At 60.9% G+C, this 15,724-nt stretch carries 16 protein-coding genes and 1 pseudogene; 10 read left to right on the top strand and 7 right to left on the bottom strand.

What is annotated here, in order from left to right:
* Both BN1120_RS10635 and BN1120_RS10630 read right to left on the bottom strand, forming a co-directional pair.
* Positions 1-1,716, bottom strand: a pseudogene (locus BN1120_RS10635) (ABC transporter permease); the annotation flags it as partial.
* A gap of 64 nt (positions 1,717-1,780) precedes the next feature.
* Complete coding sequence (locus tag BN1120_RS10630) at positions 1,781-2,491, bottom strand: ABC transporter ATP-binding protein (protein ID WP_042016058.1); 711 nt, start codon at positions 2,489-2,491, stop codon at positions 1,781-1,783.
* Positions 2,492-2,548: 57 nt separating this feature from the next.
* Here BN1120_RS10630 and BN1120_RS10625 point away from each other — a divergent pair, with 57 nt between their 5' ends.
* Positions 2,549-3,157, top strand: a complete 609-nt coding sequence (locus BN1120_RS10625; protein WP_039040186.1) for an arylesterase — start codon at positions 2,549-2,551, stop codon at positions 3,155-3,157.
* Between the two features lie 87 nt (positions 3,158-3,244).
* Here the strand turns inward: BN1120_RS10625 and BN1120_RS10620 are convergent, their stop codons facing one another.
* From BN1120_RS10620 to BN1120_RS10610, 3 genes are all read right to left on the bottom strand, one after another.
* Positions 3,245-4,189 (bottom strand): chemotaxis protein CheV, encoded by a 945-nt coding sequence (locus tag BN1120_RS10620; RefSeq protein ID WP_041212426.1) that lies wholly within the window; start codon positions 4,187-4,189, stop codon positions 3,245-3,247.
* Between the two features lie 335 nt (positions 4,190-4,524).
* On the bottom strand, positions 4,525-5,625 hold the full coding sequence (locus BN1120_RS10615; protein WP_039040188.1) for a porin: 1,101 nt from the start codon (positions 5,623-5,625) through the stop codon (positions 4,525-4,527).
* Positions 5,626-5,953: 328 nt separating this feature from the next.
* Positions 5,954-6,364: a CBS domain-containing protein gene (locus BN1120_RS10610; RefSeq protein ID WP_010675511.1), complete on the bottom strand. Its 411-nt coding sequence runs from the start codon at positions 6,362-6,364 to the stop codon at positions 5,954-5,956.
* Between the two features lie 147 nt (positions 6,365-6,511).
* Between BN1120_RS10610 and BN1120_RS10605 the strand changes: the two genes are divergently transcribed.
* From BN1120_RS10605 to BN1120_RS10595, 3 genes are read left to right on the top strand one after another with little or no spacing between them, the layout of a single operon-like run.
* On the top strand, positions 6,512-8,422 hold the full coding sequence (locus tag BN1120_RS10605; RefSeq protein ID WP_042016055.1) for an ABC transporter ATP-binding protein: 1,911 nt from the start codon (positions 6,512-6,514) through the stop codon (positions 8,420-8,422).
* Positions 8,415-8,876, top strand: coding sequence for a DUF2390 domain-containing protein (locus BN1120_RS10600; protein WP_039040190.1), 462 nt, complete (start codon positions 8,415-8,417; stop codon positions 8,874-8,876). Before BN1120_RS10605 ends, BN1120_RS10600 begins: the two co-directional genes overlap by 8 nt.
* Positions 8,870-9,724, top strand: coding sequence for a 23S rRNA (adenine(2030)-N(6))-methyltransferase RlmJ (locus BN1120_RS10595; protein WP_041212423.1), 855 nt, complete (start codon positions 8,870-8,872; stop codon positions 9,722-9,724). Before BN1120_RS10600 ends, BN1120_RS10595 begins: the two co-directional genes overlap by 7 nt.
* A 50-nt stretch (positions 9,725-9,774) precedes the next feature.
* Here the strand turns inward: BN1120_RS10595 and BN1120_RS10590 are convergent, their stop codons facing one another.
* The gene (locus BN1120_RS10590) at positions 9,775-10,704 is read right to left on the bottom strand and encodes a LysR family transcriptional regulator (protein WP_042016054.1); all 930 of its coding nucleotides are present in this window, start codon (positions 10,702-10,704) and stop codon (positions 9,775-9,777) included.
* A 109-nt stretch (positions 10,705-10,813) separates the two neighbouring features.
* Here BN1120_RS10590 and BN1120_RS10585 point away from each other — a divergent pair, with 109 nt between their 5' ends.
* Positions 10,814-11,413, top strand: a complete 600-nt coding sequence (locus tag BN1120_RS10585) for an FMN-dependent NADH-azoreductase (protein ID WP_042016053.1) — start codon at positions 10,814-10,816, stop codon at positions 11,411-11,413.
* Positions 11,414-11,529: 116 nt separating this feature from the next.
* Here BN1120_RS10585 and BN1120_RS10580 read toward each other — a convergent pair whose 3' ends face one another.
* Positions 11,530-11,751, bottom strand: a complete 222-nt coding sequence (locus BN1120_RS10580) for a hypothetical protein (RefSeq protein ID WP_010675517.1) — start codon at positions 11,749-11,751, stop codon at positions 11,530-11,532.
* A gap of 180 nt (positions 11,752-11,931) precedes the next feature.
* On the opposite strand from BN1120_RS10580, the gene BN1120_RS10575 reads away from it, so the two are divergent.
* The 5 genes from BN1120_RS10575 (at position 11,932) to BN1120_RS21295 (ending at position 15,391) form a co-directional block, all read left to right on the top strand.
* Positions 11,932-12,300, top strand: a complete 369-nt coding sequence (locus tag BN1120_RS10575) for a DUF2061 domain-containing protein (protein ID WP_010675518.1) — start codon at positions 11,932-11,934, stop codon at positions 12,298-12,300.
* 110 nt (positions 12,301-12,410) lie between these two features.
* The gene (locus BN1120_RS10570; protein WP_042016052.1) at positions 12,411-13,004 is read left to right on the top strand and encodes an MliC family protein; all 594 of its coding nucleotides are present in this window, start codon (positions 12,411-12,413) and stop codon (positions 13,002-13,004) included.
* A 380-nt stretch (positions 13,005-13,384) separates the two neighbouring features.
* On the top strand, positions 13,385-13,813 hold the full coding sequence (locus BN1120_RS10565; protein WP_042016051.1) for a VOC family protein: 429 nt from the start codon (positions 13,385-13,387) through the stop codon (positions 13,811-13,813).
* Positions 13,814-14,149: 336 nt separating this feature from the next.
* Complete coding sequence (locus tag BN1120_RS21300) at positions 14,150-14,725, top strand: hypothetical protein (RefSeq protein WP_145983762.1); 576 nt, start codon at positions 14,150-14,152, stop codon at positions 14,723-14,725.
* A gap of 99 nt (positions 14,726-14,824) precedes the next feature.
* On the top strand, positions 14,825-15,391 hold the full coding sequence (locus BN1120_RS21295; protein WP_145983763.1) for a hypothetical protein: 567 nt from the start codon (positions 14,825-14,827) through the stop codon (positions 15,389-15,391).
* Positions 15,392-15,724: the final 333 nt, after the last annotated feature.

Genomic DNA, 15,724 nt, shown 5'->3' with positions numbered 1-15,724 from the left:
CCGCCAGTGCCTCGTCGACGGAGACCTCCCCCTTGCCGGCCAGCCATTGACCGGCAGTGACCTTGTTGTCGGCGGGCAGGGCCCCTCCCGCGCCGCATCCTCCCCCACCGCCTCACCGGCGATACGGGTCAGGCGCCCGCGCACCATGGGGTAGAAGTCCGAGGTGATGGCCCCGGCCTGGTGCAAATCGGCCAGGATCCCTTCCCGCTCGCTGTCCGCCACATTGACCAGGAAGCGGTTCGGGGCATCGGCAGGCAACCGGGTGGAAAAATCCTCCAGCAGATCGACCCGCGCCGCCCACAGCAGCCCGAACAGCATCAGGGCCAGGGCGAAGCCCGCCAACTGGAACAGACCACTGCCCCGCTCCCGGGAGAGGTGATTGATGGCCAGGCGCAGGGCATGGGGCCCCTTGAGCCGACTGCCAAGACGCAGCAGCACGGAGGCGAGCAGGGCCAGCAGCGCCATCAACACCCCCATGCCACCGATGAGCCCGCAGGCCAGCCTGATGTCGGCGGTAAAGCCCCACACCAGGGCAAACAGCCCGATGAGCCCCACGGGCACCGTCAGCCAGGGGGGGATCCCCGCCTCCAGCTCCCGGCGCAGCACCCGCAGCGGCGGTACCTTGAGCAGCCTCAGGAAGGGGACGAACGCCAGCATCAGGGTGATGAAGAAGGCGACCGCGAGGCCCAGGGCGAAGGGTCGCCAGGAGGGGGGCGGCAGATCCGCAGGCAGCAGATCCCCCAGCAGGTTCAGGGTCAGCCACTGCATGGCGCTGCCCGCCACCAGCCCCATCAGGGCCCCCACCAGGGTCAGGGAGAACAGCAGGGTGCCCATCAGTTGCCACAGGGTGCGCCGCGAGGCCCCCAAGGTCTTGAGCAGGGCCACCATGTTGGTCTGGCGCTCGGCGAAATGACGCACCGCTATCCCCATGGCCAGGGCGCCGAGCAGCACGCCGGCAAGGGATGCCAGACGGAAGAAGCGCTCGGCATTGCCCAGGGATTTCCCCACCTGGGTACCCTGATCATCGGGTTTGACGAGCTTTTGCCCGGCGCTCAGCCTGGGGTTGAGCCAGGCCTCATAGCGGGCGATGGCGTCACGGGGCCCCTTGACGAGATAGCGCCACTGCTGGCGACTGCCCGGCAGCAGGGCCCCGGTCGCCTCGATATCGGCGCTGTGGATCAAGGCCCTTGGTGCCATCTGGAAGGGACTGAACCCCTGATCCGGCTCCTGGCCCAGCTCCCCTGCCACCGTCAGCCGGGTGTTGCCGACCTCGAGTACCTCCCCCACCTTGGCGCCGAGCAGCTGCATCACCCTGGCGGAGAGCCAGATCTCGCCGGGCGCCGGGGCGCGCTGGGGAGTGAGCTCCAGCTTGCCGTAGAAGGGAAAATCCCCGGGCACGGCGCGGATGGAGGCCAGTTGCAGGGTATCGCCGTGAAACAGCATGCTGTTGAAGCTGACCGTGGTCTGCACGGCAAGCCCCTCCTGATGCGCCTGTGCCAGCCACTCTGCCGGTGCCGGCGTCGCGGAGCGCAGCACCCTGTCCCCTCCGATGAAATCCCGCCCGGAGGCCTTGAGCCCCGCGTCCAGCCGATCCGCCACCAGAGCCACGCTGAGCACGCAGGCGACGCTCAGCGCCAGCGCCAGCACAAACCAGCGCAGCTCGCCGCTGAACCCTTCCCGGCGCAGCAGCTTCAATCCCAGTCGCCACTGACTCATGACGCCTCCCTCACCGTCCATGCTGCTGCCAACGATCGCCTGGTGCAGCTCTGTCTCCACTGACTCATGACAGCTCTCCCACCCTGGCCGCCATGACAGCCTGTGCCTCCAGCCGCCCGGCTGACATCACCAGCTGCCGCTGGCAGCGCTGGGCCAGCTCATGGTCATGGGTCACCACCACCAGGGTGGTGTTGTGCTCGCGGTTGAGACGAAACAGCAGTTCGATCACCGTCTCCCCGGTCTTGCTGTCGAGGTTGCCGGTGGGCTCGTCCGCCAGCAGCAGGCTGGGGCGGGTCATGAAGGCACGGGCAATGGCGACCCGCTGCTGCTCGCCGCCAGAGAGGCGCGGCGGCAGGTGGTGCAACCGCTCTCCCAGACCGACCTGGGCCAGCAGCTCCCGGGCACGGGGCTCGCTGTCGGTCTCCCCCCGCAGCTCGGCCGGCAACATGACGTTTTCCAGGGCGCTCAGGGTGGGCAGCAGCAGGAACGACTGGAACACGAACCCCACCTGCTCGGCCCGCAGCCTGGCGCGTCCCTCCTCGTCCAGCCGGGTGAGGGAGTGGCCGAGGATCTCTATCTCGCCGCTGCTCGGCAGATCGAGACCGGCCAGCAAACCGAGCAGGGTGGACTTGCCGGAACCGGACGCACCGACCAGCGCCAGCGTCTCGCCGGTATTGACTTGCAGATCGATCCCTTCAAGGATGGTGAGGCTTTCCTGACCGAGGCGAACGGTTTTTCCGAGCCCCCTGACGGCGATAATGGGCGTTGAACTCATCTTGGGTATCCTGTTTGCCTGAACCTGTAATGACAATAGAACGTGGGAGTTGACTGCATGATGCGTCTCTTGTTTGCCGTGAGTTGCCTGTGCTGCTGGGCAGCGTCCGTCCAGGCCCAGACCCTGCTGGTACTGGGCGACAGCCTGAGCGCCGGCTACCAGATGCAGGCCGAACAGAGCTGGCCTGCCCTGCTCAATGAAAAGTGGCAGCAGCAGGGGGGAGAACACACCCTCATCAATGCCAGCATCAGCGGTGAAACGACCCAGGGTGGCCTGGCCCGCCTGCCCGCCCTGCTCGAAACCCACAAACCGGACTGGGTGTTGATCGAACTCGGCGCCAACGACGGACTGCGGGGCTTTGCTCCCGCCATCACCCGGGCCAACCTGACCAAGATGATCGAGCTCACCCGGGCGCACCAGGCGAAGACGGTGCTGACCCAGATCCTGCTGCCCCGCAACTATGGGGCGCGCTATCTGCAGCAGTTCGAGCAGATCTTCCCGGACCTTGCGAAGGCCAACGACCTGCCGCTGATGCCCTTCTTTCTGGATGATATTGTGCTGCGCCCTGAACTCATGATGAACGATGGACTGCACCCGACGGCCGCCGCCCAGCCCCGGATCCGCGACAAGGTCGCCCGCTTTGTCGAGCCTCTGCTGACACAGTAGCCCGGTGGCCGGGCCCATGGCCCTTCCCCTTGCCCAGCAAAAAGCCCCCGCATGGCGGAGGCTTTTTCATGGTTCGGCGTGCCGGGTTCAACGGCCCAGGATCTGCCGCATCCGCTGCTGGGCCACGTCCACCAGCAAGTCGGGCTGGAATTTGGAGATGAAGCGATCACACCCCACCTTCTTGACCATGGCCTCGTTGAAGTTACCGCTCAGGGAGGTATTCAGGGTGATGAAGAGATCGGACATGCGCGGATCGCTGCGCACCTCGTGAGTCAGGCGATAACCATCCATCTCCGGCATCTCGGCGTCCGTGATCATCAGCATGATCTCGTCGGTCACCTTCTTGCCCGCATCGCACCACCCCTTGAGCAGCTTGAGGGCCTGCAAGCCGTCCTGGCACTCGATGACCTCGAGCCCGAGCTGGGCGAGAGTCTCGCGCACCTGGTTGCGGGCCGTGCTGGAGTCATCGACGATGAGCACCCGGCGTCCCTGCATCTGGGGCAGGATCTCCTCGTCCAGCACCTCGGACGAGATGCGCACGTCATAGGTGATGATCTCCGCCAGCACCTTCTCCACGTCGATGATCTCGACGATCTGGTCGACGCCCCCTTCCGGGATGCGGGTGATGGCGGTGAGGTAGTTGGCACGACCCGCCGAACGGGGCGGCGGCAGTATGTCCTTCCAGGTCATGTTGACGATGTGGGCCACCTGCCCCACCAGGAATCCCTGAATGGTGCGGTTGTACTCGGTGATGATGAGGTTGGACTCCTGATCGATGGCCATGGGACGCATCCCGATGGCACCGCGCAGGTTGATGACGGGGATGGAGACGCCGCGAATGTTGGCGACACCGCTGATGTTGTGGTGAGACCCCGGCATCTTGTTCAGATGGGGCAGCTTGACCACTTCCCGCACCTTGAAGACGTTGATCGCAAACAGTTGCTGGGCACCCAAACGGAACATCAGCAGTTCCAGGCGATTCTCCCCTACAAGCTGGGTACGTTGATCCACTGAATCCAATATGCTCGCCATATAACGCCCTTACGTCCATTTCCCGAAATTGCCCCGCACCGGAGCTGCGACATGCCAACCAGCCCCGCTTTCCCTGTCGGGACAACGCAAGCCTATATAGAAATAATGAAAAGCGTCGAGGAAAGATAGGATCTTGACCACGGGGCGTGATCATCGCCCCATCACTGCCTCATGGCAAGCACAGCCACGCATCGGCCCCGACAACAAGGGTATCGACCACACAGGGGCATTGCTGAACCCCGGCGTGCCGCTCTTGTCATCCAGCGCGGTCCGCCAGCAACAAAAAGACCGGCCACATGGGCCGGTCCTGAGATGTGCAGTGCGTCCGGGACGACTTAGAAGTTGTACTGCAGGGCCACGGCGACGATGTCGTCGGTGGACTTGTTCAGGCTGTTCTTGCCGGTGGAACCCACTTCGTCCAGCAGGTTGATCTTGTAGTCCACGTAGGCATTGAAGTTGTCGGTGAAGTTGTACCAGGCACCCACGGAGACGTATTCGGTCGCGGTGTCATCGATGCCGTGAGCGCTGTCCTTCACGTCGGTACGCAGGTAGGCCAGGGAGGGCTTGAACTTCGGCGTGATGTTGTACTGCACGACCGCTTCGTAGCCATCCATCTTCTCGGCGTAACCGCGCATGGAGCCGGTGTCCACGAAGAGGTGATCTTCACCGTGGGAGTAGGTGGCGGCCATGTAGAGGTTGCCGACGGCATACTTGGCGCCCACCCCGAACAGCTTGGCGTCGTTGTCGCCGCCGAAGCTCACGTTCTCGGCCTGTTCGTCGGTCTTGCCAGCCTGGTTGTAGGCGGCACCCAGGCTCAGGCCCATGTTGAAGTCATAGTTGGCAGAGAGGGCATACCCCTCGGAAGAACCTTTCGGGCTCCAGGTGCTGTTCGGGCCGACGCGCTCGCTGCGGCTCGCGTTCTGCGGGTCGTTGTTGCCGGTGAACTGGGCACCCAGGGTCAGCCCCTGCCAGTTGTACATGTACTGGGCCAGGCCGTTGGTACGACCGGTGCCGAACACTTCGGTGTCCTTGCCCAGACCATCACCACCCCACTCCGGCAGCACGTCGGTGTAGTTGTTCACCGCCTTGGTGAACAGACCGTCCTGGCGACCGTAGCTGAAGGCACCGAAGCGATCGTGCTTGATGCCCGCATAGGCGTAACGCAGCTCGTCGTTGTCAGAACCGGAAACCGGCAGGTTGTACTCGGCGAAGCCGAACGCGGTCAGATCCTCGTCAACCTTGGTTTCACCTGCGATGTGCAGACGCAGGTAGCTGGCATCGCCTTCGGTGGCGTTGTCATCGGTGCCGTAGTACATGCCGTTGACGCGGCCGCCGATGTCCAGTTTGGTACCATTCTGATCGTAAACGTTGGCGGCCTGTGCACCACCGGCCAGCAGCAGGCTGGAGATGGCCATCGTCAATGCTGTCTTTTTCATTGTTCTTTCCTCAGGTGTAAGCACTCTCTGTCAGACCAGAGTTCGGTCGTGATGATCGGTTGATGTGCCGATGGCCTAAGGTAGATCCGGAAACCTTGATGGGAACTGAAGCGGCGAACGATTAATTATAAAAGCGTCAATTCGAGCTGACGCCGCGACACATAGTGTCACGCGAAATAATTTTTGCGGAACTTATGACCAAGAAAATCAATATAGCAATACAAGTGATCTATAAAACGGGATAAATGCAGTTTAATCCTTCAACAAGGCGAGAAGCAGGGAAGCCCTGCCGGGCGACACGGGCTCCCCGCACACCTTCCCCGCCCCGTCAGACCGGCTGCCAGCCGCGCATGACCCTCAGCAGATCCTTCCAGCTCACTATGCCCACCAGGGCGCCGTTTTCCAGCACAGGCAGGCAGGAGATCTGGTGCTCCAGCATGAGGCCGGCGGCCTCTTTCAGGGAGCGTTCGGGGGAGACGGTGATGGGTTCACGGCTCATGATCTGGTGGGCGCGCCGGTTGAGGGTCTCGGTGTCCCGGTTCATCTCGGCATCCGTGTCCAGATAGGGGCTGATGGCACGCAGCAGATCCCGGTCCGAGATGACCCCCACCAGCTCCTCTTCTTCCACCACCAGAAGGTGGCGGAAATGGGCCTGCTCGAAGATCTCCTTGATGACGCTCAGCCTGTCATCCATGGAAACGGTCGCGACCCGGGTCGTCATGATCTCTTTAATCAACATGGTCAGCCTCCTGCCCCCCAGATGTCTCTGTTATGACACGTTTTTCCGGCGGCAGCCATCCCCCCCGCCCTCAAGTGCAAATTTGTGTCATTTCACGTAAGATCCGCGCCAGTTTCTCTCCTTCAATCGAGCCAAGCAGACCCATCCATGATAGTTGCCAGTCAAATCGAACTGATCCGCGGCGGCCGCACGCTGCTGGACAACGCGTCCGCCACCATACACCCCGGCCACAAGGTGGGCCTGGTGGGCAAGAACGGCTGTGGCAAGTCCACCTTCTTTGCGCTGGTGCGGGGCGAGCTGGCCATCGACAACGGCAGCTTCAGCCTGCCCGCCGGCTGGCAGATTGCCGGCGTGGCCCAGGAGACCCCGGCGCTGGACTGCTCCGCCCTGGAGTACGTGATCGACGGCGACAAGGAGTTCCGCGCCCTGGAGGCCGAGCTCGCCCGGGCCGAGGCGGATGACAACGGTCTGCTGGTGGCCGAGCTGCACGGCAAGCTCGATACCATAGGTGCCTACAGCATTCGCGCCCGCGCCGCCGAGCTGCTGCACGGTCTGGGTTTTGGCGGCGATCAGCTCGACTCGCCGGTCAGAAGCTTCTCCGGTGGCTGGCGCATGCGCCTGAACCTGGCCCAGGCGCTGCTCTGCCGCTCCGATCTGCTGCTGCTGGATGAACCGACCAACCACCTGGATCTCGACGCCGTCATCTGGCTGGAGAAGTGGCTCAAGGGCTATCAGGGCACGCTGGTGCTCATTTCTCACGACCGCGACTTCCTCGACTCCGTGGTGAATCGCATCATCCATATCGAGAACGGCAAGCTCAACGAATACACTGGCGGCTACTCCGACTTCGAGCTGCAACGGGCCGAGCACCTGGCCCAGCAGCAGTCCATGTACGAGAAGCAGCAACGGGAGATGGCCCACATGCAATCCTATGTGGATCGCTTCCGCTACAAGGCCTCCAAGGCCCGTCAGGCCCAGAGCCGCTTGAAGGCCATGGAGCGGATGGAGAAGATCCTGCCCGCCCACGCCGACTCCGAGTTCAGCTTCGAGTTTCGCGAGCCCTCCGCTCTGCCGACCCCGCTCATCGCCATGGAGAACCTCAGCGCCGGTTACGGCGACAAGGTGATCCTGGAGAAGATCAAACTCAACCTGGTGCCGGGGTCGCGCATCGGCCTGCTCGGTCGCAACGGCGCGGGCAAGTCCACCTTCATCAAGATGCTGTCGGGCTCCAACCCGCCCCTCTCCGGCAAGCTGGAGGTGAGCGCCGGGGTGAGCATCGGCTACTTCGCCCAGCATCAGCTCGAGACTCTGCGCCTCGATGACAGCCCCCTCGATCACCTGGTGCGCCTCGCGCCGGACAAGACCGAGCAGGAGCTTCGCAACTACCTCGGCAGCTTCGGTTTTCACGGCGACAAGGTACTCGACAAGGTGGCCCCCTTCTCCGGCGGTGAGAAAGCGCGGCTGGTGCTGGCCCTCATCACCTGGCAAAAGCCCAACCTGCTGCTGCTGGATGAACCGACCAACCACCTGGATCTGGAGATGCGCCACGCCCTGACCATGGCCCTGCAAGGGTTCGAGGGGGCCATGGTGGTGGTCTCTCACGACCGTCATCTGCTGCGCACCACCACGGATGACTTCTATCTGGTCCACGGCGGCCGGGTCGAGCCCTTCGATGGGGATCTCGACGACTACCACAAGTGGCTCGGCGAGCAGGAGAAAGAGGCCAATGCCAAGCCGGCAGATGGCACCGTCTCCGCCAACTCGGCGGTGGCGCGCAAGGATCAGAAGCGCCTTGAGGCCCAGTTCCGGCAAGCAACCCGGCCGCTTCGCCAGAAGCTCGAGAAGCTCGAGGCCAGCATGGAGAAGCTGCAAGGCAGGCTCGCCGATATCGAGCACCAGCTCGCCGATCCCGCCATCTATGAAGAGAGCGCCAAGGGCAAGCTCTCCGAGCTGCTCAAGTCCCAGGGCCCCCTCAAGGAGGAGCTGGAGCACGTAGAGCTGGAGTGGATGAGCCTCTCTGAAGAGCTGGAAACCATGGAGCAGGCCTTCTTTGCGTGATGAAGCCTTGATGGCCAGCGAGCGGGTCAGCCCCGACGCCCTGCCCACCCCTTCCGAGTTCTGGACATGGAGCACAGGCGCCTATGGCCAGCGCAGCCAGGACTGGCTCCACGTGCAAAGCATGGGGGGCAACGTCAACCTGGCACTCCTGCTGCACCACCTCGACCTGCTCCGGATCCCGGTCGACCTCACGGACTTGCAACCGGCCCTGGTACAGACCGAGGCGGTGCTGCTCCCCTGGCGCACCCTGCGCCAGCAGGCCAAGTCACGGGTGGGGGCCGAGGAGTACCAGACCATGCTGGCCCACGAACTGGAGCTGGAGCGGCTGCAACAGGGGGTCTTGCTGCAGACCCTGCGCACCCTCGCCCTGTTTCGCGGCGACAGCCGCAACCTGTTTCACTATCTATCGTTACTGGGTGCCCAGCAGGGCCCCCTCAGAGATCTCATATGCTGAGCTACCGCCACGCCTTTCACGCCGGCAACCACGCCGACGTGCTCAAACACGCCGTCCAGGCCCTGATCATCGAGTCCCTCAAGAAGAAGGAGAAACCCTTCATCGTGCTGGACACCCATGCCGGTGGCGGTCTCTACGACCTGCGCGGCGACTGGTCCCAGAAGAAGGCGGAATACGCCGACGGGATCAAACGCCTGTGGGATGAACGGGCCCAGTGGTCTGCCATGGCTCCCTATCTGGGTGTCATCGAGGAGATGAACAGCGATGGCCAACTGCACTACTACCCCGGCTCGCCGGAGCTGTCCCGCCGCCTTATCCGCGATCAGGACAAGCTGGCGCTGATGGAGCTGCACAACAACGAGGTGGAAGATCTTCGCGCCAACATGGGGTACGACCCCCGCGTCGCCGTCCACCATCGCGACGGCTTCGAGGGGCTGGTCGCCCTGCTGCCCCCCACCCCGCGCCGCGGTCTGGTGCTGATCGATCCTCCCTATGAGCTCAAGGAAGATTACTTCGCCGTGGTCGATACCCTTAAAAAAGCGCAAAAGCGCTGGGCCACCGGCATCTACGCCCTCTGGTATCCCATCCTAGGGCAAGAGGCGGACAAGTCCCGCGACATGCTCAAAGCGATCAAGCGCGAGAACTTCGGCAACGTCCTGGTGGCGGAGCTGGAAGTGGCCGGCCAGACTGCCGATTGGGGCATGAACGGCTCCGGCATGCTGATCGTCAGCCCCCCCTGGATGCTGGACGAGCAGATCGAGGCCTTCTTGAAACCCCTGTGCGCCACGCTGGCCCAGGGCGCCGGCGCCCAGTACAGGGTGGAGTGGCTGAACAAGGCCGAAGCCTGACCCTCGGAACCACAGAAAATGAAAAAGGGCCTGTCACAGCAGGCCCTTTTTCATTGGGGCTGATGACCCGGCACGTTCACGCTGGCCAGCTGCTCGGGCAGGCGGCTCGCCAGCCAGTCGATGGCAAGCCGGGTCTTGAGGGGCAGATGCGGACCATGGGGCCAGAGGGCGTTGATGGGATAGCGCCGACCCGGCAACCGGGCCAGCAGCTCGCGCAGCTCGCCCCGCTCAAGGTGGGGCCGCGCCAGCCAGGTCGGCAGCCAGGCGAGACCAAAGCCCGCGATGGCCGCCTGGGTGATGGCGTTGAGATCGTCCATCTGCAACCGCCCTCTGGGCTGGACTTCGCGCCATGCCTCGGCCTCCTGCCACCACCACGACAGCACCCGCCCCTGGCGCAGATAGGCAATGCACTCATGATCCGGTAGCTCAGCCAGGGTCACAGGTTCCCCCCGCTCGGCCAGATAGGCGGGCGAGGCGCAAAGCGTCATGCCGTGCTCCCCGAGCCTGCGTGCCGCCAGATCCAGGCTGTCCGGCGGCTCTGCGTTGCGGATCACCAGATCCACCCCCTCCTCCACCAGATCCACCTTGCGATCGCTGAACGACAGCTCCAGGGCCAACCCGGGATGCGCCTTCGCCAACGCCAGCAAAATGGGGGCCACGCACTGCTGGCCGAACAGCACCGGCATGGAGACCTTCAATCTGCCGTTGAGGGTGAGCTTGTTGCTGGCCAGCGCCGTTTCCCCAAGACGCACCTCCTCCAGCGCCCGCAGGCAGTGGCGATAGAAGAGCGCCCCCTCCTCGGTCAGGCTCTGGCTGCGGGTAGTGCGATGAAACAGTTGCACGCCGAGACGCAGCTCCAGCCGCGCCACCCCCTTGCCCACCGCCGAGCGGGTGAGGTGAAGCCGCTCCGCCGCCTGGGCGAAGCTGCCCGCCTCCACCACGGTGGCGAACAGATCGATGCCGTTAAGCGTGTTTGCCATCTATTGCATACCTTTTGGAACCAATATGGCGAAATACTATCAGCACTGCGGAAAAAAATGACTGGTAAGCTCCCTTCATTCTTCACACGTTTCAGATGGAGTTCCCCTCATGAGCCAGATCCTGCTGCTGCAATCCAGCCTCAACGGCCCCGCATCCCGCACCAACCAGTTGATGGAGCGCTTCCTGCAAACACGCCGGGAGCAGGGCCACCAGGACCAGGTGGTGGTGCGCGACCTGACCGCCCTCGACTTGCCTGCCCTCGACAGCCCGTTGTTTCACGCCCTGCGGGGGGCGGAACCGGCCAATGAGGCCATCCGGCAGGCGGTGGCGCTGTCGGATCGGCTGATTGCCGAACTCAAGGCCGCCGACCTGCTGCTGATCGGCGCCCCCATGTACAACCTCAATGTACCGACCCCCCTCAAGAACTGGTTCGATCTGGTGGCGCGGGCCAGGGTGACTTTCCGTTACACCGACACCTACCCCATGGGGCTGGTGGAGGGGGTCAACGCCCTGGTGTTCAGCAGCCGCGGCGGCGTGCATCAGGGACAGGCGACGGATGCGGTCACCCCCTACCTCCAATCCGTGCTCGGCCTGATGGGCATCGCGGAGGTGGAATTCATCTACGCAGAGGGGATGGATCTGCACCCCCACGGGGCGGAGCAGGGAATGCGCGAGGCCCATGCTCGGATCGCTGGCCTCGGCAGGTAGGGCCATCACCCGATCTTGCCCCTTCCAACCGGCCACCTGCTGCGCGGGACATTCCAAGTAAAAAAGCCCCGCAAGGGGCTTTTCTATGACTGCGGCAGTGGCGGATGAGGGACTAGCTAGGCTTGCCTGGCATCGGGGCCTGCGGGCATGTCCCGCCAGAGCGCCAGAATGAGCAGCGCCAGCAGGGCAAAGGGCGGCACCAGGCAGAGCAGCACGCACAGGAAGGTGACAAGCCCCGGGTGGCGGCTCTTGCGCCGGGCCAGTCGCCAGGCCACCACGCCGACGACGATCATCAGCAGCAGCATGAAGAGAACAAACAGGTTGGAGTTGATGGTCATGAAAGCTCCTTTTTCATGGCAAAAGGCACACTCTAGCGCCGTTGCGTTCCCGGGCAACTCCCAATCTGGTGGGGCCTCCCCCGGTCGATAGGCATTTTCTATTTCGCCGATAGATGAGAATGGTTTTCATTTAGTGGAATTCTGGGTGATACTGCCTTCATCGCCAGAGGAGACACCACCATGAAAAAGACCATCAGCTTCGCCATCCTGCACTTTTGTGTCGCCTTCACCGTGGCTTACCTGCTGACCGGCGAACTGCTCACCGCCAGCCTGATCGCCCTCATCGAGCCCGCCGTGAACACGGTCGCCTTCTACTTCCACGACCTTGGCTGGCACAAGCTCAAGCCTGAGCACAGCCTGCAGGCCAAGACCAGCAGCTTCGCCCTGGTCCACTTCTCGGTGGCCTTCGGTGTCGCCTACCTGCTGAGTGGCGAGCTGCTCACCGGCGGCGTGATGGCACTGATCGAACCTGCCATCAACACCGTCGTCTTCTTCTTCCACGAGCGGCTGTGGCGCAGCCGCCAGACCTTGGCGCTGGCCGGCGTCTGATTGCCACGCAGGGCCGCCCGGCACCCAAAAACACGGGGTGATCCTGCCTCTTTAGGGTGTAAAGTGTGCTCTGGTCACGGAGCATCATGCCCCCTGTTGGAGCCCTGTCGATGAACAAGATCTTGCTTGGAACCCTGCTGTTTTCCCCTCTGCTGGCCGCGGCGGCCACCCCGTCCTTCGAGTGCGCCAAGGCGAAAGGCGCCGCCGAAACCCTCATCTGCAAGGATGCCGGACTGGCTGCGCTGGATAACGAGCTGTCAGCCCTCTATCCCAAGGCGATTGCCGGGTTCTCCCCCGAGCAGCAGAAGAGCGAGCGCGCCATCCAGCGCGGCTGGATCAAGGGGCGCAACGACTGCTGGAAGGCGGGCGACCTGCCCCAGTGCGTGGAAGAGAGCTACCAGTTGCGGATCACCGAGTTGCAGATAAAAGGGGGCCAGCTGAGGGTGCCGACGCCGGTCGATTATCAGTGCGGCAAGAGCGTCACCCTCTCCACCTACTTCTACAACGAGGCCAAGCGGCCCGCCGCCATGATCAATTTGAGCGAGGGTAACAACCAGCAGCAGGTGCTCGCCTATGAAACCCCCACCGCCAGCGGCGCCCGGTACGAGGGGCAAAACCTCACCCTCTGGACCAAGGGGAGCGACGCCATGCTGGAGCGCTACGGTCAGCCCACCCTCAACTGCAACGAGATCCCGGGCAACTGATCCCCCGCCCGGCCAGAGGCCGGGCAACCACTTCCGTACAAGCAGCAAGTGGGTCACCAGTTGGTGGCCGCTCGCCCCCTTTTACCTATCCCCAGCCCCCTCTCGCCAATCCAGCCCGGACGCCAGGCTTTCGGGCTGACCTCCATTTGTTGATCTTGCCCGGCAATTCGCCATTTCCTCCTTTCCCTTCGCTCGCGGGCCGTTAATATAGCCAATTGGCAACACACGCCTCGTCGGAGTCTCCCATGAGCCATGCCAACCACGCCCCTTTGGTCAATCGCAGCAAGCTGGAAGCTGACATTCAGGGCGGTAGCGTCGCCAAAGGGCACAACCGGCAAGAGGTAAGTGACTGATTCAACCATGTCGAGTGGAGTGAATGTATGGAAACGCACACACTGCATCGGGGTCGGCTGATCGACCATCTCCAGCTGGTGGTGAAAGACCTGACCGCCAGCGAGCGCTTTTACAGGGCCATACTGGCCACCCTCGATGTGCCAATCGGCGGCGCGGGTGAGGGTTACTTCTGGGCTGACGAGCTGTTTGTCACATCCATCGACAGCCCGGCAGCGCTCGGCGCACTGACCGGTCGCCATCACCTCGCCTTCCAGGCGCAGGACCGCGCCACAGTCGATCGCTTCTATCAGGCAGCGCTGGCCCATGGCGGCCAGGATAACGGCGCCCCCGGCGAGCGGGTCTATCACCCCGGCTATTACGCCGCCTTTGTCCTCGATCCGGACGGCAATAATATCGAAGCGGTTTATCACGGCGAGGCAAGGCGCAGTGCGGGGTCGGTGGAGATTCGGTTTTAGCAAATAACAGAACACCGGTGGTATGGACTTCGCCATGGTGCAACGAGGTGGATACGCCTTGCTCAACATAGTGATGTCCTGATTTCCTTATTGAATGTATTTTTATGCAATCGTAATGATAGAACCAAAAGGGGGAGTTAAGTGAATACAGGTAGACACAGAACCAGCTAGCAATGTTATGATTTAAAATAACCTCTCCGTCACGGTAATAAACTAGTTACGGAGTTATGCGGAAGGCTCGACTGTCGGATTAATACTGTCTTCCATCTAACAACCATTAGCAACAAGTAACATTGGGTATAAATACATATGTGGTGGGAAAAAACCATTGAGTACATGTTTGTTGTAACTTATTTGAATAGAGAAATATTGATGGCTCCTCTAGATGGCGACTATGAGGCAGCTGGAGACCTGATCGCCAAGCACGGCAACATGTGGCTATTAATCGAGTTCAAGCGAAATATACGAGACGTTAAATCCGAAATTAAAAAGTTTGCAGAGCCTTCTCTAGAATCATTTGATAATGCCAAAGCCGCACTCAGCGACAATGATGGGCATCACTTTCTTATCTTTGGCGAGCCAGGTTGCACTACTCCAATAGAATTGAAAGCACTTACCTACTTTCGACACAAAAGTGTTGATCCAAACGAAGTTCTTGGCTGTGGTGTCACTCAAGCAAAATTTAATAGCTATCTTAATGACTTCTTGTATTTTAAGTTTGGAGAAACAGAAGAGGGATCGGGTGGGCGCAGCTTAGATTATTCAACAGTTCTGGCGCTCGACAGTAATGGCAAAGTCACTCATTGTGAAGGCCTTGCGAGCTATTGTGACCGAATGAGCATCGGGCCAGACCTTACGCCAGAACCGACTCCAACCCAGAGGAGTAGCTACAGCAGGGGTGGGCCAAGTTAATACTTGTGAAAGCCAACAACTGGTTCAAACTGTTCCCGTCGCTAACTGGGGCGGGCGAGAGCCCCCCCTTAACCAAACGTTATGTTTCTAGGAGGAAGCTTGGATATCGACCATCAAAAGGTAGCAAGGCGAGTAATAGAGTTATCGGGAGGGAAAGATAAATTCATTGAAGAGATGGATAGTGAGATCGCAAAAATAAACCAGAAGTGGGCTCAAGATGTTGATGCTATCGGTCGTATTTTGAGGGCTCATTTATTTGTAGAACACTTTGTAACCGAGTGCTTGGTATCGTTTAATCCAGCTCTCGGAGACATCAAAGATGCACGCCTCACGTTCGCTCAGAAATTGACTCTAATCGAAGATTATTCAGTAGAGACTAAAGAACTTGCTAGAGGGATTAAACGGCTTAACAAAATCAGAAATCAACTAGCTCATAATTTATCAGGAAAGGTTACAGATGAAGACAAGGAATCACTACTATCTATAATGTCATTCCGAGCATTACGAAATGAGTTAGCGAAACCAGCATCACCAAGTGATGAAAATTTAGTAGTTCTTGAAGACTTTGCAAAACATGTAGGCGCACGGCTTTCATCTTTAGCATCCCCCAACTCATTGTCTAAACGCTTTGAGCAGGTATTTAGTGAGCTTGCTAATAAAACATAAAAATTAATTAACTTCTCGCCTTCGGCACCAGACGCGCAAAAATCCCGTAGGTTCGAATAGCGAAGAGTGTTTGAACAGTCGCGAATAAAAACAACACATAGGTAGCCAGATAATAATCAAGCACTCTCCCCAGCGATCATTCTCCCGCGCTCGTCTGATGATGCTTCGCTAATCAGATCTCCAAATAGAGATATTCCCCCCTCCTTCAGGATCGGGAAATCCCTGAGGGAGCCCCTTTCGGCCACCAAGTGGTCCTGTCTGGCTCGCAAGAATCACTATAAAGGGAATTTATCGGTTCTCCGTGGATGACCACATTTTCTCTTATAGTGGCGA

The sequence above is a fragment of the Aeromonas caviae genome, assembly GCF_000819785.1.
Taxonomy (GTDB): Bacteria; Pseudomonadota; Gammaproteobacteria; order Enterobacterales; family Aeromonadaceae; genus Aeromonas; species Aeromonas caviae.
Note: the sequence above shows the minus strand (reverse complement) of the source record. Positions and strands in the feature narration are given on the sequence as shown.